At 74.5% G+C, this 21,987-nt stretch carries 18 protein-coding genes; 14 read left to right on the top strand and 4 right to left on the bottom strand.

What is annotated here, in order from left to right:
* Positions 1-281: 281 nt before the first annotated feature.
* The 9 genes from ACIOJE_RS33305 to ACIOJE_RS33265 all read left to right on the top strand — a co-directional run bounded on the left by ACIOJE_RS33305 (position 282) and on the right by ACIOJE_RS33265 (position 11,555).
* Positions 282-1,661 (top strand): histidine kinase, encoded by a 1,380-nt coding sequence (locus ACIOJE_RS33305; protein ID WP_400781361.1) that lies wholly within the window; start codon positions 282-284, stop codon positions 1,659-1,661.
* Positions 1,613-2,278 carry a response regulator transcription factor gene (locus tag ACIOJE_RS33300; protein WP_280685414.1) on the top strand — a complete coding sequence of 222 codons (666 nt, stop codon included), beginning with the start codon at positions 1,613-1,615 and terminating at the stop codon, positions 2,276-2,278. The genes ACIOJE_RS33305 and ACIOJE_RS33300 overlap by 49 nt, the downstream gene beginning before the upstream one ends.
* Positions 2,279-2,477: 199 nt before the next feature.
* The gene (locus tag ACIOJE_RS33295; protein WP_280685413.1) at positions 2,478-4,040 is read left to right on the top strand and encodes a DUF2637 domain-containing protein; all 1,563 of its coding nucleotides are present in this window, start codon (positions 2,478-2,480) and stop codon (positions 4,038-4,040) included.
* A gap of 125 nt (positions 4,041-4,165) precedes the next feature.
* Entirely contained in the window at positions 4,166-5,455 is a 1,290-nt protein-coding gene (locus ACIOJE_RS33290; RefSeq protein ID WP_400781359.1) for a DUF6986 family protein, read from the top strand.
* 86 nt (positions 5,456-5,541) lie between these two features.
* Positions 5,542-6,198: a YigZ family protein gene (locus tag ACIOJE_RS33285; RefSeq protein ID WP_400781356.1), complete on the top strand. Its 657-nt coding sequence runs from the start codon at positions 5,542-5,544 to the stop codon at positions 6,196-6,198.
* Between the two features lie 121 nt (positions 6,199-6,319).
* On the top strand, positions 6,320-6,634 hold the full coding sequence (locus tag ACIOJE_RS33280) for a cupin domain-containing protein (RefSeq protein WP_348534189.1): 315 nt from the start codon (positions 6,320-6,322) through the stop codon (positions 6,632-6,634).
* A gap of 229 nt (positions 6,635-6,863) precedes the next feature.
* Positions 6,864-8,717, top strand: a complete 1,854-nt coding sequence (locus ACIOJE_RS33275; RefSeq protein WP_280685410.1) for a hypothetical protein — start codon at positions 6,864-6,866, stop codon at positions 8,715-8,717.
* A gap of 114 nt (positions 8,718-8,831) precedes the next feature.
* Entirely contained in the window at positions 8,832-10,526 is a 1,695-nt protein-coding gene (locus ACIOJE_RS33270; RefSeq protein ID WP_400781354.1) for a restriction endonuclease, read from the top strand.
* Between the two features lie 300 nt (positions 10,527-10,826).
* Entirely contained in the window at positions 10,827-11,555 is a 729-nt protein-coding gene (locus tag ACIOJE_RS33265; RefSeq protein WP_280685418.1) for a ZIP family metal transporter, read from the top strand.
* Positions 11,556-11,630: 75 nt separating this feature from the next.
* On the opposite strand, the gene ACIOJE_RS33260 is transcribed toward ACIOJE_RS33265, so the two are convergent.
* Positions 11,631-12,227 carry a LysR substrate-binding domain-containing protein gene (locus ACIOJE_RS33260; RefSeq protein ID WP_400781351.1) on the bottom strand — a complete coding sequence of 199 codons (597 nt, stop codon included), beginning with the start codon at positions 12,225-12,227 and terminating at the stop codon, positions 11,631-11,633.
* A gap of 93 nt (positions 12,228-12,320) precedes the next feature.
* Here ACIOJE_RS33260 and ACIOJE_RS33255 point away from each other — a divergent pair, with 93 nt between their 5' ends.
* Positions 12,321-12,791, top strand: a complete 471-nt coding sequence (locus tag ACIOJE_RS33255) for an EamA family transporter (protein WP_400781349.1) — start codon at positions 12,321-12,323, stop codon at positions 12,789-12,791.
* Here ACIOJE_RS33255 and ACIOJE_RS33250 read toward each other — a convergent pair.
* A complete protein-coding gene (locus ACIOJE_RS33250) occupies positions 12,682-13,227 on the bottom strand; it encodes a MarR family winged helix-turn-helix transcriptional regulator (RefSeq protein ID WP_400781346.1) in 546 nt (181 codons plus the stop codon). The two genes, ACIOJE_RS33255 and ACIOJE_RS33250, sit on opposite strands and share 110 nt — an antisense overlap.
* Positions 13,228-13,395: 168 nt before the next feature.
* Here ACIOJE_RS33250 and ACIOJE_RS33245 point away from each other — a divergent pair, with 168 nt between their 5' ends.
* Entirely contained in the window at positions 13,396-13,728 is a 333-nt protein-coding gene (locus tag ACIOJE_RS33245; protein WP_280685406.1) for a DUF2218 domain-containing protein, read from the top strand.
* Here the strand turns inward: ACIOJE_RS33245 and ACIOJE_RS33240 are convergent.
* Complete coding sequence (locus ACIOJE_RS33240; RefSeq protein ID WP_400781342.1) at positions 13,701-14,369, bottom strand: phosphatase PAP2 family protein; 669 nt, start codon at positions 14,367-14,369, stop codon at positions 13,701-13,703. The genes ACIOJE_RS33245 and ACIOJE_RS33240 overlap by 28 nt on opposite strands.
* A gap of 562 nt (positions 14,370-14,931) precedes the next feature.
* The gene (gene gabT, locus ACIOJE_RS33235; protein WP_280685404.1) at positions 14,932-16,272 is read right to left on the bottom strand and encodes a 4-aminobutyrate--2-oxoglutarate transaminase; all 1,341 of its coding nucleotides are present in this window, start codon (positions 16,270-16,272) and stop codon (positions 14,932-14,934) included.
* A 241-nt stretch (positions 16,273-16,513) separates the two neighbouring features.
* Between gabT and ACIOJE_RS33230 the strand changes: the two genes are divergently transcribed.
* The 3 genes from ACIOJE_RS33230 to ACIOJE_RS33220 all read left to right on the top strand — a co-directional run bounded on the left by ACIOJE_RS33230 (position 16,514) and on the right by ACIOJE_RS33220 (position 21,898).
* On the top strand, positions 16,514-18,592 hold the full coding sequence (locus tag ACIOJE_RS33230; RefSeq protein ID WP_400781339.1) for an ATP-binding protein: 2,079 nt from the start codon (positions 16,514-16,516) through the stop codon (positions 18,590-18,592).
* A gap of 153 nt (positions 18,593-18,745) precedes the next feature.
* Positions 18,746-20,311, top strand: coding sequence for a PucR family transcriptional regulator (locus tag ACIOJE_RS33225; protein ID WP_280685402.1), 1,566 nt, complete (start codon positions 18,746-18,748; stop codon positions 20,309-20,311).
* 144 nt (positions 20,312-20,455) lie between these two features.
* A complete protein-coding gene (locus ACIOJE_RS33220; RefSeq protein WP_400676768.1) occupies positions 20,456-21,898 on the top strand; it encodes an aldehyde dehydrogenase family protein in 1,443 nt (480 codons plus the stop codon).
* The last annotated feature ends 89 nt before the right edge of the window (positions 21,899-21,987 follow it).

Raw genomic sequence — 21,987 nt, 5'->3', positions numbered from 1 at the left:
CGATGGTACTGCAGGGGGGACCCTGTGGGAGAGTAGGACGCCGCCGAACAATCATTCACAGAGAACCCCCATCCGGGAAACCGGATGGGGGTTCTCTGCATTTCCGGACAATCTCGGCAGTCCGCTCGGGCTATGTCCACCCGCAGGTGGTGCTAGGACCACCTCGGAATTGGGGTGGCATGGCCAGTGCCTGGAGCGGGTCGTTCGTGAACACTTGAGGAGGACGATCGAGACCGGCATCAGGAGCTTTGGTGACAACAGCGAGTCGAACGAGCGGTGCGATGGTGCGCGCGCAGACCGAGGCGGCCCTCGCCTCGGGCGGCCAGGGGCTGGCACGGCTGGCTCTGCTGGTGGTCGGCGCGCTGCCGGGGCTGGTGCTGCCCGTGGGGGCGGCGGTGGCCGCGGGCGTGGTGGCGGTCAGGATCCTGGAGTACTACTACTCGGTGTTCTTCGTCGCCTTCGCCGCGGCGCTCATCGCCGGCATCGTGGTGGCGGCCCAGTTCATCCGCCGCACCGCGAACCGGACGCGCCGACAGCTGGAACGCTGGTACGGCATCCGCCTGCCGGTCGCGTACGGGCCGCTGCCGGCGCTGGAGTTGGACGAGCGCGGGCACTGGTGGACGGGGTACTCGTACCATCGCTCCCGGACGGTCGCGAAGTACGCACAGCTGGTGCACTGGGGCTTCCGGGACCGGACCACCCGCTCGGAGATGGCCTGGCTGGTCATCAATCCCGTCCTGGTGGTGGCTCTGGCCGGGCCGGTGGCCGCACTGATACTGCTGGGTGCGGTCTACACCCTGGCGGGGCCGCTGCCGGCGGACGGGATCGGCGTGCTGAGCCCGCGCCTGGTGTCGATCCTGCTGAGCGCGGTGCTCGGGCTCGGCATGATCGCCGTCGGGGTGTTCGCGGCGCCGTACGCGGTGCGCGGGTACGCGGAGATGGCCCGCCGGGTGCTGGACCAGGACGGGCGGGCGACGCACGCCCAGCTGACCAAGCGGGTGGCCGAGCTGACCGAGACCCGGGCGGAGGCGGTCGGCGACCAGGCGGCCGAGCTGCGGCGGATCGAGCGCGACCTGCACGACGGAGCGCAGGCACGACTGGTCGCGATCGGGATGACGCTGGGCACGATCGAGCACCTGATGGACACCGACCAGGCGGCCGCCCGGGAGCTGCTCGCCGAGGCCAGGCAGTCGTCGGCCAGGGCCCTGCAGGAGCTGCGGGACCTGGTCCGCGGCATCCACCCGCCGGTGCTCGCCGAGCGCGGACTGGGCGACGCCGTACGGGCTTTGGCGCTGGACAGCGCGCTGCCGACCGAGGTGTGCGTGAGCCTGCCGGACCGTCCGCCGGCGCCGGTGGAGGCGGCCGTGTACTTCAGCATCTGCGAGCTGCTGGCGAACGCGGCCAAGCACTCGGCGGCGGAGCAGGTGTGGGTGGACATCCTGTACCGGGCCGGGTCGCTGCGAGTCACGGTGACGGACGACGGGGTGGGCGTGGCGGATCCGGCCCGGGGGACGGGCCTGCGCGGGATAGAGCGGCGATTGGGTACCTTCGACGGTGTCCTCGCCATCGACAGCACGTCGGGCGGTCCGACCACCATCACCTTGGAGTTGCCGTGCGAGTTGTCCTCGCCGAGGACCTCTACCTCCTTCGGGAAGGCCTGATCCGGCTGCTGGAAGCGCATGGTTTCACCATCGCCGCGGCGGTGGAGACCGGCCCCGAGCTGCTGGAGGCGTTGTTGGCCCATCGGCCGGACGTCGCCGTCGTCGACGTCCGGCTGCCGCCGACGCTCACCGACGAGGGGCTGCAGGCGGCGCTCAAGGCGCGCAAGGAGATCCAGGGCTTGCCGGTGCTGGTGCTGTCGCAGCACGTCCAGCAGTTGTACGCGCGGGAGTTGCTGGCCGACGGCACGGGCGGGATCGGCTACCTGCTGAAGGACCGGGTGTTCAACGCCGATCAGTTCATCGATGCGGTCCGCCGGGTGGCCGCCGGGGGGACGGCGATGGACCCGGACGTGATCGCGAAGCTGATGCAGACCACCTCGCGCCGGCCCGGCCCGCTGCTGCGGCTGTCCCCGCGCGAGCGCGAGGTGCTGGAGCTGATGGCCGAGGGCTGTTCCAACTCGGCGATCGCCGCCCGCCTGGCGGTGAGCGACGGTGCGGTGGCCAAGCACATCGCCAACATCTTCACCAAGCTCGAACTGGCCCCGGACGAGGACGCCAACCGCCGGGTGCTCGCGGTGCTGACCTACCTCAACGACACGGCTGGGCCGAAGGGCTGACGATCCGCCCGGCACCGCCCGGGTCCTCCGTGCTCCGGATGGTGACACGCCGGGCTGTGGAAACGCTGAAACAGGTGTACGAGTAAACTCCGGTGGGCCGAGCCCGGAGGTCGCTCAGCCGTCCGGCGCCCCGACAAGCGGGAACCGGCAGCCGAGGCAGCGTACGGCAGCAGCCGACATCCAGGGGTTGATAGACGTAATGGCACGCCCAACGCTCACCAAGGCCCATCGGGGCCTGCTCGGCCTGGTCGCGGCCGGGGCCTGCATCATCTCGGGCATCGGTTTCGCGGGTTCGTACAACGCGGTGCGCGAGCTGGCCGAGCAAAAAGGTTTCGGCGCCTTCTCTTACGCCTTCCCGATCGGCGTCGACGCCGGCATCGTCGTGCTCCTCTCGCTCGACCTGGTGCTGACCTGGCTGCGGATCCCCTTCCCGATGCTGCGGCAGACCGCCTGGCTGCTGACCGTCGCCACCATCGCCTTCAACGCGGCCGCCTCCTGGGGCGACCCGCTCGGCATGGGGATGCACGCCGTCATCCCGGTGCTCTTCGTGGTCGTGGTCGAGGCCTCTCGGCACGCGGTCGGCCGGATCGCGGCGATCACGGCCGATCGGCACATGGACTCGGTCCGGGTGATGCGCTGGTTGCTCTCCCCGGTGCCGACCTTCCGACTCTGGCGACGGATGAAGCTCTGGGAGCTGCGCTCCTACGACGAGGTCGTCCGGCTGGAGCAGAACCGCCTGGTCTACCGGGCGCAGCTGCGCTTCCGGTACGGGCGCGGGTGGCGCCGCTCGGCGCCGATCCAGGCGCTGCTGCCGCTCAAGCTGGCCAAGTACGGGGTGCCGCTGGACCCGGCGCTGTTCGACCGGCTGGACGAGGAGGCGCGCGAGCGCGAGGCCCGGGAGGCCCAGGCGGAGAAGGAGGCCCTGGAGCTCCAGCGGCAGCAGGAGGGCCGGGCCGCCACGGCCATCGCCCCGGTCGAGGCCGCCGCCCCTGCGGCTCCCGTCGGCGTCGTTCCGGTCGCGGCCGTCCCCGCTGCCGCCCGGCCGGAGCCGACCCGGCAGCCCCAGACCCAGCCCCAGCCCCAGCCCGAACCTCAGACCCAGGCCCAGCCCGAACCGGCCCCGGCCGTCGTCGCGCCGATGTCCGCCGAGGTGGCCGCGCCGATGCTGGCGAAGCTGGCCGCGGTCCGGCTGCGTGCCGCGCAGGAGCCGGACGGCGTGGCGGTGGAGGCCCCGCAGTCGCCCCGCGAGGAGCTGAACGTGTGGACCGAGCGCCCGGTGCGCACGACGGGCCACCCGTCCGACGCCGCCCCGGGCGGGCGGGTGCCCGGCCAGGCCTCGCCGTGGTTCAAGCCCCCGCGGCCGGTCGTCGAGGAGCAGGCCCCCGCCCTGCAGCTGCCGGCCCAGCCCGTCCAGGAGACGGGGCTCGCCGCCGAGCCGCAGCCCCAGCACCCCGGACAGCCGGTTCACCCCGGACAGCCCGTTCATGCCGAGCAGCCCGTGTCGGTCGAGCGGTCCGCGCACGCCGAGGAGCCCGCGCCCCGCTCGGCGCCCGCCCGGCTGGACCCGGACCTGGCCTACGACGCCCTGGTCAGTTACATGGACAACCACGAGCACCAGCCCGATCCCCAGCGCCTCGCCGAGTGGCTGACCAAGGAGTACGGCGTCACCGGCAACCGCCCGGACGGCTCGGTCCACCCCAAGGACGTCGCCGAGCTCTACCCGCAGCTGCGCGACCGCTACGCCGCCGCCGGGAGGGACTGACCAGGCCGCCGCCCCGTCCGGCGCCCTCCGTCCACCGCCCGGTCGGCCATTGACGCCCGATCCGGTCGGAGCTACCTTCGCCTCAACAAACTGTTGAAGTGCTGGTTCGGCGTGGAGGAGTGCGGATGTCGCAGGTCGAGGTCGACGGTAACGAACCGACGGGCGGGGCCTCCTTCTCCGCCGCCGCCCGCGCCGCCGTGGAGGCGCTGCTGGCCCCGGTCGACGCCGATCTGGCGCGCCGCTACCCGGGCGACACCGGGACCAGGCAGCCGGTGCACACCGTCTACGTCCCTGCCGACGCCTTCGCCGCCGACACCGTACGGGAGTGGGGCCGCCAGGCCCTGGAGGCCTTCGACACCCACGCCGGCACCCCCGCCGAGTTGGCCCGCGCCCTCGGCGTGGCCGACGACGACCTGCTCGCCGACGTGCACGCCCGGGTCCGCGCCAAGCTGGAGCGCGAGCCGATCGAGGACCTGCGGATCGACTTCGAGGACGGCTACGGCCCCCGCCCGGACGCCGAGGAGGACGCCGCCGCCGTCCGCACCGCCGAACTGGTCGCCACAGCCGTGGCCGAGGGCGCCGCGCCGCCGTACATCGGAATCCGGATCAAGTGCCTGGAGGCGGCCGTCCGTGACCGCGGCATCCGCACCCTGGAGCTGTTCCTGGCCACCCTGTTGGCCAACGGCGGTCTGCCGGAGGGCCTGGTCCTCACCCTGCCCAAGGTGACCTACGCCGAGCAGGTCACCGCGCTGGTCCGGCTGCTGGAGGACTTCGAATGCCGCGCCGGGCTGCCCGCCGGCCGGATCGGCTTCGAGATCCAGATCGAGACCACCCAGGCCATCGTCGGCCCGGACGGCCGGGCCACCGTGGCCCGGATGATCGAGGCCGCCGAGGGTCGCGCCACCGGGCTGCACTACGGCACCTTCGACTACAGCGCCTCCTGCGGCGTCAGCGCGGCCTACCAGAGCATGGACCACCCGGTCGCCGACCACGCGAAGGCGGTCATGCAGGTCGCCGCGGCCGGCACCGGGGTCCGGCTCTCCGACGGCTCGACCAACGTCATCCCGACCGGCTCCACCGAGCAGGTGCACGCGGCCTGGAAGCTCCACCACGACCTGGTCCGCCGCTCGCTGGCCCGCGCCTACTACCAGGGCTGGGACATGCACCCGGCCCACCTGCCGACCCGGTACGTCGCGGTGTACTCCTTCTACCGCGAGGGTCTGGCGGCCGCCGCCGCCCGGCTGGCCGCGTACGTCGCCAAGGCGGGCGGCGACGTGATGGACGAGCCGGCCACCGCCCGGGCGCTCAGCGGCTACGTGCTGCGCGGCCTGGACTGCGGCGCCGTCGACCCGGCCGAGGTCACCGCGCTGACCGGCCTGGACCGTGCCCGGCTCGACGCCCTGGCCGGGCGCTGACCGCGGGCCATAGGCTGGCGGTGCCGCCCCGGACGCCCGGGGTGTGCGCCGCCAGCCGTCGTCGTTTCCGGGAGAACCACCGCGCCATGTCCGCCACGCCGGAACCGACCGCCAGGCCCTACCTCTCCATCCGGCGGGCCGGCAGCCACGAGATCGAGATCAAGAAGTCCCGGTTCATCTGCCACCTCGCCCGGGTGGCCGACGAGGAGGAGGCGCAGGCCTTCATCGCCGGTATCCGCAAGCAGTACTGGGACGCGCGGCACAACTGCACCGCCTTCGTGGTCGGCGACGAGCAGCGCCGCGAGCGCTCCAGCGACGACGGCGAGCCCGGCGGTACGGCCGGGGTGCCGATGCTGGAGGTGCTGCGCCGACGAGGTCTGACCGACACCGCCGCCGTGGTGACCAGGTACTTCGGCGGCATCAAGCTCGGTGCGGGCGGCCTGGTGCGGGCCTACGGGAGCGCGGTGTCGGAAGCGGTGGACGAGATCGGCCTGCTGGAGCGGCGGCCGGTCGCCCTGCTCGCGGTGACGGCGGACCACGTGCGGGCCGGGCGGGTGGAGAACGACCTGCGGGCGGCCGGGTACGCGGTGAACGACCTGGCCTACGAGCCGACCGGGGTGCGGATCGAGGTGGGCGTACCGGAACCGGAGGTGGCGGCCTTCCACACCTGGCTGGCCGAGGCGACCGGCGGTACGGCCGTCGCGGTCCCGGCCGGTCGGACGTACGTCGAGGTACCGGTCTGACGGCGGATCCGGCGGTGGCGCCGCTTTCGGACATAATCGGCCGGATCCCGGCCGATCCGTGTCGGCGCCTTGCGGGGCCTGTCTAGCCTGATCCGGTCGTCGACCAGGAAGCCGGCCCGAGATGCCCGTCGTCCAGACCATCACCCTGCCCCCGGGCGCCAGCACCGGCTGGCACTTCCACCCGGGCCGGGTGGACGTGGTGGTGCTGTCCGGGACGCTGACCCGGACCCTGCACGACGGCCGGGTCGAGGTCAGCCGGGCCGGGGACTCGCTGGTCGAGGAGGCCGGTCCGGTCCACATCCATGTGGGACGCAACCTCGGGGACGAGCCCGTGGTGCTGATCGCGAGTTACGCCGCCCCGGCCGACCGCCCGCTGGCGGTGCCGGTCCCGGCACCCGCGTGGAGCCGCAGCGACGGCGGGCCCGCCGGGGTCTGAGCGGGATGCCCGGCCTCGCAGGCCTGGCAAGACCGGGCAGTCCTTAGCCCAGGCGCCGCGCCACGCGGCGCGCGGCTTGAGCAGATTCACCCGAACGTATTGACGTGGCCCGGAGTTGGAACTTCCGCTCCGGGCCGTGGCGTTTCCTGGGCAAGGATCCGGCCGAACCGGACGAATAACCCATCGATGGAGGAGACCAGACCCCACCCCGCACCACGGAGGTATGCGCATGACCTCAGACCGCTTCCCGTCGCCCGCCGGCGCCGACCTACCCGGCCCCGCGACGCCCTACCGGATGACCGTCACCACCACCCTCCCGCACGCCGAGGCCGTCGCCCTGGCCGACGAGCAGCTCGCCGCCTGGCTGAAACAGGAAGGCTGCGAGGAGCCCCCGCCGGCCCCCCGCGCCCCCGCCGGGTCGCCCTCCTCCAGGCAGACCCCGACCGAACAGGCCTCACCCGGGCAGACCCCACTCGGATCGACCCCCGTCGCCGAGCGCCTCCGCCTGGGCGACCGCGTCCTGCTCGACCGCGACCAGGGCCCGCTGCGCGGCGGCGCGGCCGCCGGCCGCTACGACCGCCGGCGCCTGCGCACCCCGGCCCCGCACGGCACCCGGCAGTTGACCCTGACCGTGGCCACCAAGGCCGGCGGCCCCACCTGGGTCCGGCTGGAGGCCGAGACGCACAGCACCGGCAGCGGTGTGCGGACGCCCTGCCGGGTGCCGGTGCCCGAGCTCGCCCGCACCCTCCTCCCGCTGCTCGACGCCACCGACGGTCCGGCCGTCGTCCACCCGGCCCCCCGGGTGATCACCGCCGCCGAGGTCGACGACCTGATCGACGAGCTCTGCGACCCGGAGCGTCGACTGCCCACCGTGGTCGCCAGCGTCCCGGTGAACCTCCCGCTGGACCGCTGGGTCGAGGACGTGGTCCGCCCGCTCTGCCATCAGCTGCCCGGCCTCGCCACCGCCTACGTCCTGGATCCGGGCGCCCGCACGGGGTTCAACGTCGCGCTGGAGTACCACAGCGTCTACGGCGGGGCGGTGCGCACCTACCTGCCCGAGGTCGACCCGGCTTCCCGGCAGGACGGCGCCCGGCACCCGGTACTCGCCCGGGGGCGAATAGAGCAGGATGTCCGCCGCGCCGCCGGGCTGCTCGCCCGCGAGCCGCGTCGGCTCGCCGCCGATCTGCCGCTGCCGCCCCCGCTGGCGGCCGTCCCGGTGCTGCGGGTCCTGCCGGCGCCGTCCCGCGCGGCCGTCAGCCCGGTCGAGGACCCGGCCGCCGCCCGAGCCGAGTTGGCCGTGCTCGCCCAGGAGGAGCAGCAGGACCGCGCAGAGCAGCAGGCCCGGGCCGACGAGCTGGAGCGGGTCCGGCGCACGCTGCGCCGCGAGCGTCGGGACAACCGGGACGGCCGTGAGGGCCACGATCGTCCGGAGCCCCGCGAGCTCCGCGAACTGCACGAGCGCCACGACGGCCGCGACGGTCACGTGCGGACCGGTTCCCGCGCCCTGACCACCCGCCACTGCACCGTCCCGACCGTCCCGACTGTCCCGGGCACCACCGGGCACCCCGCCGCCAGGCCGTCCGGTCGGCCCGGAAAGCCGGAGAACTTCACCGAACTCATGGCCAGAATGGGCGAGTTCCCGCTGCTGACCTTCACCGGCGACCAGAAGAACGCGCTCGCCCTGGACGGGCTCCAGTGCTCCGGCGCAGGCTGGGCCCGGCTCGCCTGGGACGGTCTGACCGCCCTGCAGGAGTACGCCGAGGCGGCGGTGCGCGGCGCGGCCGGCGGCGACTTCAAGCAGTGGTGCGAGCACACCCCGGAGGGCTGCCACCACTTCCCGCCCCGCAAGGCGGTGCGGGGCGAGTCCCGGACGGTGTTCAGCCACACCAAGTGGAAGCGCGAACGGATGCTGCCGGTGCCGGAATGCGTCGACGTCTCCCGGCGCGCGTTCATGGGCGCACACCTGCGGATCGGCGGCGGCCGCACCGCGCCCCGGCTGCACTACCTGGACGACTGCTCCGGCAGTGGCCGGATCTACGTCGGTTACATCGGCCTGCACCTGACCAACACCCGGACCAACTGAGAGGCTTGGCTGACCACTGCCGCCCGTTCGGTGGACAATGTCCGGCAGGGGCGGGCCGCAGTGTCGCCGGCCGCCCCGGGCAGGCGCCGGACGAGCATGGGGGAACGACGACCGATGCAGCACTCAGCAGACGGCCAGCCCGACGGTACCGCCACCGTCCAGTTCCCCCGGCCGGGCTTCCTCGCCTCGGTCTTCCGCGACCTCAACGCCGACCAGGGCCCGGACCCGGACGGTGCCGCACCCGGCCCGGCCGCCCCCGGCTCACCCGGTGACGGCACGTCCGGAGACGGCCTGCCCGGTGACGGCTCGCCCGGTGGCGGCGCGTCCGGACCGGGTGCGGCCGATCCCGAGGAGTCCGTCGCGGCCCACGCCCGGGCCGCCGCTCTGACCCACCACCGCACGCTCACCGTCCAGGCCGAGCACGACCGGCTGGCCGACCTGCTCCGGCGGGCCGCCCTGCCCGTCTCGGCGATGGACTTCGAGAGCCAGCTGCGCCACTACGAGCCCCGCCCCTACCCGACCGACGGGCCGGAGGCCGACCGCGAGGCCGAACCCCGCTGGGCGGACTTCGCGCCCGCCGAGCCGGCCGTCGCCGACCCCGACGGCACCCCGGCCCGCCGCCTGCTCGACTCCGGCTACCAGCGCGAACTGGCTCAGGCCCGGCTGGCCCACCAACGCGCCCTGCGCGAGTGGCGCACCCGCCAGGCCGAGGCCGACAGCCCGGCCGCCGACGAGTCCCGGCGCGTCCACGAGGCGGCCGAGGCGGCCCGCGCTCGCGCCGTGCGCGAGTACAACGAGAGCCTGGAGGAGTGCCGGCGGGCCTACCGGCTGTCCGAGCCGGCCGCCGTGGAGTCGCTGCTGGAACGGGCGCTCGCCGCCGCCGAGACCGCCACCCAGGACCTGCCCGCCCCCTGCCGTGCGGTCTTCCGCCCGCTCACCCGCACCGCCGTGCTGGACCTCGACCTGCCGCCGCTCGACCTGGTGCCCTCGCTCACCGGCTACCGGCTCGCCCCGGACGGCGACATCGTCCCGGTCCCGCGCCCGCCCGCCGACCGGGCCACCGACTACCTGCGCCTGGTCGCCCGGCTCGCCCTGCGCGCCCTGCAGGCCGCCGACGCCGTCGACACCGACGAGATACTCGCGGGCGTCGTGCTCAACGGCTGGCTGCGCGAGCCCGGTACCGCCGAGCCGCTCTGCCTGGTCAGTGTGGACGCCGACCGCGACGCGCTGGCCCGCACCCGGCTGCTGCCGCCCGCCACCCCCTACGAGGAGCGCGACGACGAGGGCGTCTACGCCGATTCCGAGCAGGACGAGGCGCTCGTCCGCCTGCGCCAGCTCGGCGCCGCCGTCAGCCCGGACCCGTACGGCCGCCTGGGCGTCCAGCCGGCCGCCCAGGCGGGGGCCGCCGTACCGGCCGCACCCGACCTGTCCGCGAACGAGTTCGCCCAGCTGGTGCGCGACCTGCTCACCCGGGGCGGGCTCGCCGAGTGGAGCGTCCGGCTGCGGAGCCCGGCCGGGCTGGTCGCCACCGGTGAGGGGGCCCCGGGCAGTGCGCTGCCCGGCCGCTGGGTGGTCTGGGCCTCCCGGGGCGCCGCACCGGTCAGCGCCGCGGAGATCTCCACCCTGGCCGAGGCCGTCCAGGAGGAGTCCGCCGAGCGCGGCCTGCGGCTGACCACCGGCCGCTTCGCCGACGAGGCCCTGGACCTCACCGGCGAGGAGAGCCACCGGCACATCCACCTGGTCGACGGCGACGGCGTCCGCGAACTCGCCCGCACTCACCTCGGCCTGCCCCTCGCCGCCGGCCGCTGACCCGCTCCCGCCGCCCACCCGGCGCTCACCCCGACGGCCCATCCGGCGGGCGTGCCCCCGACCCCGGCCCGAGGCTGATTAGCAGCCCCGGCCGAGCAACGGCACCCCGGACGATCAGCATCGAACGGTCGTCCGATACGGTCGGCGGTCGGCCCGGCCGCGGGCGGACCCCAGGGGGAGAGGAATGGGCAGAGCGCTCGGCAGACCACACGGCGGGAACCGCCGCCGCCCGCACGGCGGGTGGACCCACCCGGAGACGGCCCGGTGACCGCCGTCCTGGTCGTCGCCGGGGCGTTCCTGATGACCCTGATCGGCGGCTTCGTCGCCCAGCGCACCGGCGACCGCCGCCACCTCGTGCTCGGCTTCGCCGCCGGCCTCATGCTCGGCGTGGTCGCCTTCGACCTGCTGCCCGAGGCCATGCGCCAGGCACCGGACGAGGTGCACGGCGTGCCGCAGGCGCTGCTGATGTTCGCGGTCGGCTTCCTCACCATCCACGTGGTCGAACGCGCGGTCGCCATCCACCGCGGCCACGAGGGCGAGTACGCCGCGCACACCCACGGCCACCAGCACGGGCACGCCCACCACGCCGGGCGCCAGGGCATCGGCATGACCGCCGCGCTGGCCCTGGTCGGGCACAGCGTGATGGACGGTTTCGCGATCGGCGCCGCCTTCCAGGCCGGGACCACGGTCGGAACGGTCGTCGCCATCGCCGTCGTCGCGCACGACTTCGCCGACGGCTTCAACACGTACACGATCACCCGGCTCTACGGGAACAACCGGCGGCGGGCGGTGACCCTGCTCGCGGCGGACGCCCTGGCCCCGGTGTCCGGCGCCGCGATCACCCTCGCCTTCACCATTCCCGAGCACCTGCTCGGCCTCTACCTCGGCTTCTTCTCCGGTTTCCTGCTCTACCTGGCCACCTCCGACATCCTCCCGGAGGCGCACAGCCCGCACCCCTCCCGCAGCACCCTGCTCTGCACCGTCGCCGGGGTGGGCTTCATGTGGCTGGTGATCGGCCTCGCCAGTTAGGGTTTGTCTGACAATTCGCGTCGCGTCAGCGCGCGGCGCGAATTGTCAGAGGGCCCATCCGGCCGAGGGCGGGATCTAACGCGCCGGGGCGCCCAGCAGCGCAGAGCGCTCCCGCATCACCGCCAGCGCCTCGGTGATCGCCGGCCGCCGCGAGGCCTGGGTGCGCCAGAGCGCGTACACCCGGCGGGTCGGCTCCGGCACCACCGGCCGGGCGACCACCCCGGGCGGCAGGGCGCCCCGGCCGAGCCGCGGCACCAGGCCGATCCCCAGGCCGGCCGCGACCAGCGCGATCTGGGTCTCGAACTCGCCGACCTGGTAGCGCACATCCGGCTCCTCCCCGGCCTCCCGCAGGGTGCGGACCAGCCAGTCGTGGCAGATGTTGCCCGGCGGCACGCTGATCCAGCGCCGCCCGCGCAGCCGCTGCACCGGTACCGCGACGAGCTCGGCCAGCCCGTCCTCGGCGGGCAGCAGCAGGTCCACCGGGTCCGTCCCGAGGTCCAGCCGGGACAGGCCCTCCTGCACCGACAGCGGGACGGTCGGCCAGTCCTGCACCAGCGCCAGATCCACCTCGCCCCGGGCCACCAACTCGGCCGCCGGGTACGGGTCGCACTCCAGCAGCCGGACGTCCAGCTCCGGGCAGCGCCGTCGCAGGTCGGCCAGCACCCCGGGCATCAGCCCGCGCGCTCCGCCGACCACGGCCTCGGCGGTTCGCTCGGCGCCTTCGCCCTGGTCGTCCTGGCCGCCGTCGCCTGGGGCCTGTCCAACGTGCTGACCCGCAGGGCCGCGCCGCCGGACGCGCTGCGCTGGATGGTCTGGGTCAGCGCCGTCCCGCCGCTGCCGCTGCTCGCCCTGTCCCTGCTGGTCGAGGGCCCGGACGCGGACCTGCGCGCGCTGCGCGAGATCACCCCGGTCGGGTTCGGTGCGATCGGCTACGTCGGGCTGGTCTCCACCCTGTTCGGCTTCGTCGCCTGGAGCTTCCTGCTGCGCACCTACGACGCCACCGCCGTCGCGCCCTACTCGCTGCTGGTGCCGGTGTTCGGGATGTCCTCGGCCTGGCTGCTGCTCGGGGAGCGGATCAGCCCGATGGCGGCCGGCGCCGCGCTGCTGGTGATCGCCGGGATCGGGATCACCGCGCTGCGCCCGGGGATGCCGGCCGCCGCGGCGGCATGGCGGCCGCGTAGTCGGCCTCGGCGGAACGCAGCACTCGCAACAGCACCTCCTGGTCGGCGGAGCTGACCCGGCCGAAGTACTCCTGCGCCACCTCGTGCCGGACCTGCCCGATCCGCTCCACCGCCGCCTGGCCGGCCTCGGTGAGCAGGATCCGTACGGCCCGCCGGTCGGCGGGGTCGGGGCTGCGCTCGACCAGGCCGGCCTCCTCCAGGGCGTCGACCACGGTGGTGGCCGAGCGCGGGGCGATGTGCAGGCGGTCGGCGAGGTCGCTCAGCCGCATCGCGCGGTCCGGCAGCTCGCAGCCGGGCGCGTGGGCCAGCGCGCGCAGCGCCCGGCCCTGGCCGGGGGTGATGCCGTACGGTTCCAGCCGCTCGCTGGTGCGGCGGCGGATCCGCTTGATCGCCCTGGTCATGGTGTCCGCCAGCTCGGCGGCGGTGTCCGGGGAGCCCACCGGCGGGGTGGGGGAGGCGCCCGCCGGATCGTCGGTCGGCGTGGTGGTCATCGGCGGTCTCCTCGGCAGGCGTCCGCCCAAGCGTATCGGCCGGTCCGGGGCCTGCGGCCGACGGCGGACGGGCGCCCGGGAAATATGTTGAGTCAGACTCAGTATCTGGGTTAGCGTAGCCTCAACTGAGGGGACCCTAAGTTCCCTTCCCGGATCACTGGAGGGCCCGTGCCCCGCTCCGAAGCCCGCGTCACCACCGACCGCTCCGCCCGCTACGCCAAGCAGCTCGCCGCCCACATGGGCCGCAAGATCGAGGCCACCTTCTCCGAGGAGACCGGTCGCGGCACCCTGGTCTTCGGCGCCGGCACCGCCACCCTGGAGGCCGCGTCCGACGCGCTGCTGCTCACCGTCGAGGGCGAGCGGGAGAACCTGCCCGGCCTGGAAGACGTCGTCGGCCGCCACCTCGTCCGCTTCGGCGCCCGCGACGAACTCGTCATCGAGTGGCACCGCGACAACGGCGAGACCGGCCTCGTTCACCGCAACGAGGACCCCGAGGCCTGACGCCGCCCGCCGCCGCCCGGCCGGGGCAGCCACCGGGCCGCCCCCCACAGCACCAGGGCGGCCAGGCACCAGCCGGCCACCACGTCCAGCAGCCAGTGGAAGTCGCTCCACACCAGCCCCGCGCCGACCGCCACCGCCAGCAGCGCCGCGCCCGCCGTCAGTAGGCGCGCCGCGCGCGGGCCCGTCACCCGGACCAGCAGCAGCGCCGCCACCCCGTACGAGAGCGACGCGGTGGCGGTGTGTCCGGACGGGTACCAGCCCCACTGGCCCGGCGTCAGCGGACCACCGAGCGGGCCCGGCCGGGCGAACGCGGCCTTCGCCGGCACCACGAGCAGCGGGATCAGCCCCGCCGTCAGCACCGCCACCGGCAGCGGCAGCCACCAGCGGCCCGCCGCGTCCGCCCGGCGCCACCGCCACGCGGCGAGTGCGCCGGCCGCCAGCAGCACCGGGATCGCGGGCACGCTGCTGCCCAGATCCGACAGGGCGTGGCCGAGGTGGTCGAGCAGCGTGCCGGGCTGCTCCCGGTGGGCGGTCCGGACGGCGGCGCGGACCGAACGGTCCAGCCCGAGCAACGGGCCGTCCACCGCCACCTGCCACGACACCAGCAGGAGTACGACCGCCGCCACCACCGGCACGGCCACCGAGCGGGCCACCCGGCCCGGAACGCCGGACAGCCGCCCCGGAGCAGGGGGGAGAGCTCCGGGGCGGCTCTGATGATCGCCGTTCCGTGCGCCCCGGGGGGTGTGGGTCGGACGGTCGGTCGATCGGCCTTCGGTGTGCGCCGCCCCTCCCGGGGCGACCTGGTTGTCCTCGCGGCGCGCGTGCGGACCCACCGCCGAGGGCGGCCCCGCGGACGGCTCCGCCAATGGCTGAGGCTCGCTGTCCATCTGCGATGACACTACGTCAACAGCCCTTCCGCGCCGAGCGCCTTCAGCGATTCCGCACATCATCTTCACCCTGCCCCGGGCAACGCTTCCGCCCTGCCCCGGGCAACGCTTCCGCCCTGCCCCGGGCAACGCTTCCGCCCTGCCCCGGGCAACGCTTCCGGACATCCCGACGATCATGACCGGCCGGGCGGCGGGCCCGCCGCCCGGCCGCCGACAACCGAACGGCCCGTGCGGGACCAGAGGTCCCCACGGGCCGTTCAGCGCTGTCCGGACATCCCTCCGGAAGGGGGTCTCACGACCTGACGGGCGACACCGCTCAGACGGCGGCGAACGCGCCCTCCAGGATGTCCATGCCCTCGGCCAGGAGGTGCTCCGGGATGACCAGCGGCGGCAGGAAGCGCAGCACGTTGCCGTAGGTGCCGGCGGTCAGCACCACCAGGCCCTCGGCGTGGCAGGCCTTCGCGATGGCCGCGGTGGCCTCCGCGTTCGGCTCCTTGCCGCCCGGCTTCACCAGCTCGACGGCGATCATCGCGCCGCGGCCGCGGACCTCGCCGATGATGTCGAACTTCTCCTGCATCGCCCGCAGGCGGCCCAGCATGATCTCGCCGATCCGCTGCGCCTTGCCGTTGAGGTCCTGCTCCTTCATCGTCTCGATGGCGCCCAGCGCGGCCGCACAGGCCACCGGGTTGCCGCCGTAGGTGCCGCCCAGGCCGCCCGCGTGCGCGGCGTCCATGATCTCGGCGCGACCGGTCACCGCGGCCAGCGGCAGGCCGCCGGCGATGCCCTTCGCGGTGGTGATCAGGTCCGGGACGATGCCCTCGTCCTCGCACGCGAACCACTGGCCGGTACGGCAGAAACCGGTCTGGATCTCGTCCGCGACGAACACGATGCCGTTCGCCTTCGCGTACTCCACGATCGCCGGCAGGAAGCCCTTGGCCGGCTCGATGAAGCCGCCCTCGCCCTGGATCGGCTCGATGATGATCGCGGCGACGTTCTCGGCGCCGATCTGCTTGTTGATGATCTCGATCGCCTGCGCGGCGGCCTCGGCGGCGCAGTTCTCCGCACCCGTCAGCCAGCGGTACGGGTAGGCCACCGGCACCCGGTAGATCTCCGGGGCGAACGGCCCGAAGCCCTGCTTGTACGGCATGTTCTTCGCCGTCAGGCCCATGGTCAGGTTCGTGCGGCCGTGGTAGCCGTGGTCGAACACCACGACGGCGGTGCGCTTGGTGTAGGCGCGGGCGACCTTCACCGCGTTCTCGACCGCCTCGGCGCCCGAGTTGAAGAGCGCGGTGCGCTTGTCATGGTCGCCCGGGGTCAGCTCGTTCAGCTGCTCGGCGACGGCCACGTAACCCTCGTACGGGGTCACCATGAAGCAGGTGTGGGTGAAGGCGGCCAGCTGCTCGCTCGCCTTGGCCACCACGGCCTCGGCGCTGTTGCCGACGTTGGTCACGGCGATGCCGGAGCCGAAGTCGATCAGCGAGTTGCCGTCCACGTCCTCCAGCACACCGCCGTTGGCACGGGACACGTACACCGGCAGGGTGGTGCCGACGCCGGCCGCCACCGCACCCAGCTTGCGGGCCTGCAGCTCCTGCGACTTCGGACCGGGGATCGCGGTGACCAGGCGGCGCTCCTGCGGGAGCGGCGTTGCGGCGCTCATGGGGTTTCTCCAGACTTCTCGGCTCGGTGCTTCGCAGGCTACGGCCGCCCTCCCCGGCCGGGCATGCGCCACTCGGTAGCACTGAGCCGTCCGACTTGTCCGGCACGGCCAGCGCGGGTGGTGAGACTACCCGCAGGTCCCGCTCCACTACATTGAGCGCGGGCGTGTCGCCGGTACGGCGGCATGGGTATGGCGGCACCGACGGCGGTCGGGCCGGGCGGGCGAGGGAGCGGGGCCGTACATGGCGCAGGACGGGGCACACCACCACACCGATCGGACCACCACCAGATCCCCGGCCCTGATGCCCCACCAACGGCCCGGTACCCGCGCCGACGGGCCCCCCGCCTTCGACCTCCCCACCTGGGCCGCGGCCCCGCGCCCGGAGGCCGAGCCCGGCGTCTACCGGCTGGGCTACCGCCGGATCGACCCGGAGCGGGCGGAGGCGGCCCGGGTCGCGGCCTGGCCGCTGCTGCTGCGGGCGGGGCTCAACGCGGTGGTGGGGTGGTTCGCATTCCTGTACGGAACCCAGCTGGTGCTTCGCCTGATCGTGCTGACCGTCTGGGTGAAGAACCCCACCGACACCGAGGTGACCGTCGTCGGTGTGTCCGTCAACCTCCTGGTGGCCGCGCTCGTCATCAAGCTCTTCGGCCGGATGGGCCGCTGGCCCGAGGTGTGGCGCCGGTACGTGGCGCCGCTGCTGTCGCGGACGGTGACGCAGGAGCAGCCCGCCGAGGAGGACCGGGTGGCGGCGGAGGTGACCCGGGGGATGGACCCGTGGGACGGGCTGCGGCAGGGCGGGGCGGCCGAGGCGGCCGGGCGCCTGGAGCGGGAGGCGGTCGGCGACGTCGACTACGTCCGGATCCAGCGGGCGTGGGAGTCGGCGCAGGCGGACCCGGCGTTCGTACCGGCCTTCGTCGAGCAGGTGGCGGCGCGGGGCGGGGCGGCCTTCGCGCACCCCTCGGAGTCGCGCGAGCTGGCGGGCCGCGCCGAGCGGCACGACCTGCTGCTGGGTCAGGTCTGCCTCGGGACCGCCCAGGACGTGCCGAAGAACCCGTTGAGCCACCGGGCGGCCGGCTTCGCGCTGGATCCGGCGGTGCTGGGCACCTCGCTGCTGGCGGTGGGCCCGGCGGGGACGGGGAAGACGGCGCGGTTGGCGCGGCCGGTGGCGGAGGCGCTGTGCCTGCAGGCGCTGGCCGGTACCGCGTGCGCGGTGGTGGTCGGGGCGGCGGACGCCGACCTCGGCCCGGACGCCTGGTACGACGTGGTGATCGCGCCCGGTGACCCGGCGTCGGTGTACGGGCTGGACCTCTACGGCGCGGCGCAGGATCCGGACGAGGCGGCCGCCCGGCTGGCCGAGGCGCTGCTGCCGGACGAGCTGACGGCCCGCGCGGAGAACGCCCGGACGGCGCTGCAGCAGGTGGTGGGCCCGTTCCACGCCGCGTACGGCCGCTATCCGGGGGTCCGGGAGCTGCGGGCGCTGCTGGCCGGGGAGCCGGACGCGCTGGCGGCCCTGGTGAAGGCGCTCGGGGTGGCCGGCCGGCTGGCCGTGTACGAGCGGGACCTGGAGCACCGGGAGCGCCAGCGCGGCCGGGCGGACGACCCCGGCGCGCTGCTGGCGGATCGGCTGGCACTGCTGGACCGGCCGGCCTTCGAGGGCGCCTTCGCGACGGACGGCACCGGCCGGCCCCCGTTCGCGATGCGGGTGCTGGACCATCCGCTGCGGGTGCGGGTGAAGCTGCCGGAGCGCAGCCACCCGGAGGCCGCGCGGATGCTGTCCCGGCTGGTGGTGGGTCAGTTCGTGCAGGCGGCGGGGGCCCGCGAGGACCGTTCCCTGTTCGCCGGCCTGGTGGTGGACGACGCCTCGGCGGCGCTGGACGCGACCGCGGTGCGCGGGGTGCAGCGGATGCGCGGGGCGAACGCGGGCGCGGTGCTGCTGCTGCGCACGCTGGTGGACCTGCCGGAGGCGCTGCGAGCGCCGCTGTTCGGCGCGGTCGGCTGCCGGATGGTGTTCCCGGGGATCGCGCCGTGGGACGGGCGGATGTTCTCCGAGGCCTGGGGGACGCATCTGGTGTCGGAGACCGCGGTGACCCACACCCCCGACACCTCCGGCGGCGTGGTGCGGCGGGCCGGCCGGCTGGGGCGGCGGGCGCTGTCGGGGACGGCGGCGCAGACGGAGTCGGTGACGACGCGGGAGGTGGAGCGGCTGCGGTGGTCGCCGTCGGATCTGGCGCACGCGCTGCCGGCGGGGCACGCGGTGGTGTCGTTGACGGCGGTGTCGGGGGAGCAGGTGCCGCCGCTGCTGGTGGATCTGCGGGGGTGACGGGGCGCGAGGCCCAAGCTCGCCTTCGAGGTGGATTCGGCAGTGCCGGTTGTCCGGTGCGTCCATAATGAAGGGGAGAGACTCTCACTTGTCCCATTGCCCTCTCCTCGCCCGGCCGCAACGGCGCGGTCAGGTCGATCCCCCGAAGGTGCCATGCCCCCCACACTCGCCTCCGTTGTCCGCAACAGCTCGCTCCATCTGACGGTCCTCGCCGGCGCGGACCACTTGGAGCGGCCGGTCCGCTGGGTGCACACCAGCGAGCTGGACGACCCGACGCCGTTCCTGGAGGGTGGCGAGCTGCTGCTCACCACCGGGATCAAGCTGGGCCGTACGGCGGCGCGGCTGCAGGCGTACGTGCACCGGCTGGCCGACGCCGGGGTGGTGGGACTGGGCCTGGGGGTGGGGCTGTCGCACACGGAGGTGCCGCAGCCGCTGGTGGACGCGGCCGCGCAGCGGGGGCTGCCGCTGCTGCGGGTGCCGGAGCCGACGCCGTTCATCGCGATCAGCAAGGTGGTGTCGGCGGCGCTGGCCGCGGAGCAGTACGAGGCGGTGACGACCTCCTTCGAGGCGCAGGAGGAGCTGACCCGGGCCGCGCTGGGCAAGGACGGCACGACGGCGGTGGTGCGCCGGCTGGCGGCCCGGCTGGGCGGGTGGGCCGCGCTGTACGACGGGTCGGGGGCGCTGTCGGTGGTGGCGCCCGACTGGGCGGCGCGCCGGGCGGGGCGGCTGGCGGCGGAGGTGGACCGGCTGCGCCGGCGCCCGGCGCCGTCGAGTGCCGCGCTGCAGGGGCGGGCGCCGGGGATAGACACGGCGGACGAGGACTACGTGGTGGTCCAGTCGCTGGGGGCGGACCGGCGGGCCCGGGGCTTCCTGGCGGTGGGGACCGAGGACCGGATCACCCCGACCGAGCGGTACGTGCTGAACGCGGCGGTGGCGCTGCTGACCCTGACGCTGGAGCGCTCGCGCGAGCTGCGGCAGGCGGAGGAGCGGATGGGCGCGGCGCTGCTGCGGATGGTGCTGGCGGGAGAGGTGGCGACGGCCCGCCAGGTGGCGGTGGGGCTGTTCGGCGGCCTGCCGGAGGGGACGATACGGGTTCTGGTGGCCGGGGCCGGGCCGAACGCGGAGGCCGCGGAGGCCCTCGGGGAGCTGGGGGACCGGGCCGAGCAGGCGGGCGCCCGGGTGGGCGAGAAGCTGCTGGTGGCGCGGGAGGAAGGGGCGCACGGGCCGCGGCTGATGGTGCTGGCGCTGGACAACGGCGCGGTGCACCGGGCCTGTCTGGGCGCGGTCGAGGAGCACGAGGGCCTGTCGCTGGGCGTGTCCGCGCCGGCCGCGCTGGAGGAGGCCGGGACGGCGCACGCGCAGGCCGAGCGGGCGCTGGCGGTGGCGCTGCGCGGCGGCCGGCGGTCGGTGGACCACGAGGAGGTCGGCGCGGGTTCGCTGCTGCCGCTGCTCGGGGAGGACGCCGTGACGGCGTTCGCCGAGGGGCTGCTGCGGCCGCTGCGCGAGCACGACCGGACGGCCCGCGGTGATCTGGTGGCCTCGTTGCGGGCGTGGCTGTCCCGACACGGGCAGTGGGACGCGGCGGCGGCCGATCTCGGGGTGCACCGGCACACGCTGCGCTACCGGATGCGCCGGGTCGAGGAACTGCTGGGGCGTTCGCTGGACGACACCGACGTGCGGATGGAGCTGTGGCTGGCGCTGCGCTCCGGCGAGGAGTGACCGCAGGCCCTGGACGGGATGGAGTGGCCTCGGAGTCGAACACTCCTGGTCGGCCAATCCGGTCGGCCCGCCGCCCCACCTACCCTCGGGTTCGGGTCCCACTCCCGTGGGCCTGACGACGACGAGGAGAGGGCCGGTACCACGGTGACCACCACGTACGATTTCTGGCTGGCCGGCCGCCGGGCGAGCGGCGACGCCGACTTCGAGGTGCACAACAGCTGGGACGGCCGTCTGGTCGGCACGGTGAGCATCCCGACCGAGGCCCAGGTCGAGGAGGCGCTGGACGCCGCCGTCGCCGCGCTGCCGGTGTTCGCCGCCACGCCCGCGCACCAGCGCGCCGCCGCGCTGGACCACGTGGCCAAGCGCCTGACCGAGCGTACCGAGGAGATCGCCCAGCTGATCACCGCGGAGAACGGCAAGCCGATCAAGTGGGCCCGCGGCGAGGTCGGCCGTGCCGTCTCGGTCTTCCGCTGGGCGGCCGAGGAGGCCCGCCGGACCAACGGCGAGACGATGCGGCTGGACACCGACCCGGGCGGCGTGGGCCGTTTCGCGGTGGTGCGCCGCTTCCCGCGCGGTGTGGTGCTGGGGATCGCCCCGTTCAACTTCCCGCTGAACCTGGTAGCCCACAAGGTCGCCCCGGCGATCGCGGTCGGCGCCCCGATCATCCTGAAGCCGGCCCCGGCGACCCCGCTGTCGGCGATGGTGCTGGGCGAGATCCTGGCCGAGACCGACCTGCCGACCGGTTCCTGGAGCATCCTGACAGTGCCGAACGACCGGATGCCGGCGCTGGTGCAGGACAAGCGCCTGCCGGTGATCTCCTTCACCGGTTCGGACAAGGTCGGCTACCAGATCATGGACTCGGTGCCGCGCAAGCACTGCACCCTGGAGCTGGGCGGCAACGCCGCGGCCGTGGTGCTCGCCGACTGGTCCTCGGAGGCCGACCTCGACTGGGCGGCCACCCGGATCGCGATGTTCGCCAACTACCAGGGCGGCCAGTCCTGCATCTCGGTGCAGCGGGTGATCGCCGACGCGTCGGTGTACGACGCGCTGGTGGAGAAGGTCGTGGCCAAGGTCAAGGCGCAGGTCACCGGTGACCCGAACGACGACGCGACGGACGTCGGCCCGCTGGTGGACGAGAACGCCGCGAAGCGGGTGGAGTCCTGGGTGGACGACGCGGTGGCCAAGGGCGCCAAGGTGCTCGCCGGCGGGACCCGCGAGGGCGCGACCTACGCGCCGACCGTGCTGGCCGAGCTGCCGGCGGACGCGATCCTGGCCAAGGCCGAGGTGTTCGGCCCGGTCCTGTCGCTGCACCGGGTGGACGGTGTCGACGAGGCGTTCGCGGCCGCCAACGACTCGCCGTTCGGCCTGCAGGTGGGCGTGTTCACGCACGACCTGCAGACCGCCTTCCGCGCCCACCGGGAGCTGGAGGTCGGCGGTGTGATCATCGGCGACGCGCCGTCCTACCGCGCCGACCAGATGCCGTACGGCGGCGTCAAGGACTCCGGCGTCGGCCGCGAGGGCGTCCGCTACGCGATGGACGACTACACGGTCGAGAAGGTCCTGGTCCTCACCGGCCTCGACCTCTGATCGACCCCCGCTGAGCGACCCCGACGAAGGGCCCGGTCCGGTGACCGGGCCCTTCGCGCGTGCCGGGGCCGGTCCGGCGCCCCGCTGTG

The sequence above is a fragment of the Kitasatospora sp. NPDC087861 genome (assembly GCF_044742585.1).
Taxonomy (GTDB): domain Bacteria; phylum Actinomycetota; class Actinomycetes; order Streptomycetales; family Streptomycetaceae; genus Kitasatospora.
Note: the sequence above shows the minus strand (reverse complement) of the source record. Positions and strands in the feature narration are given on the sequence as shown.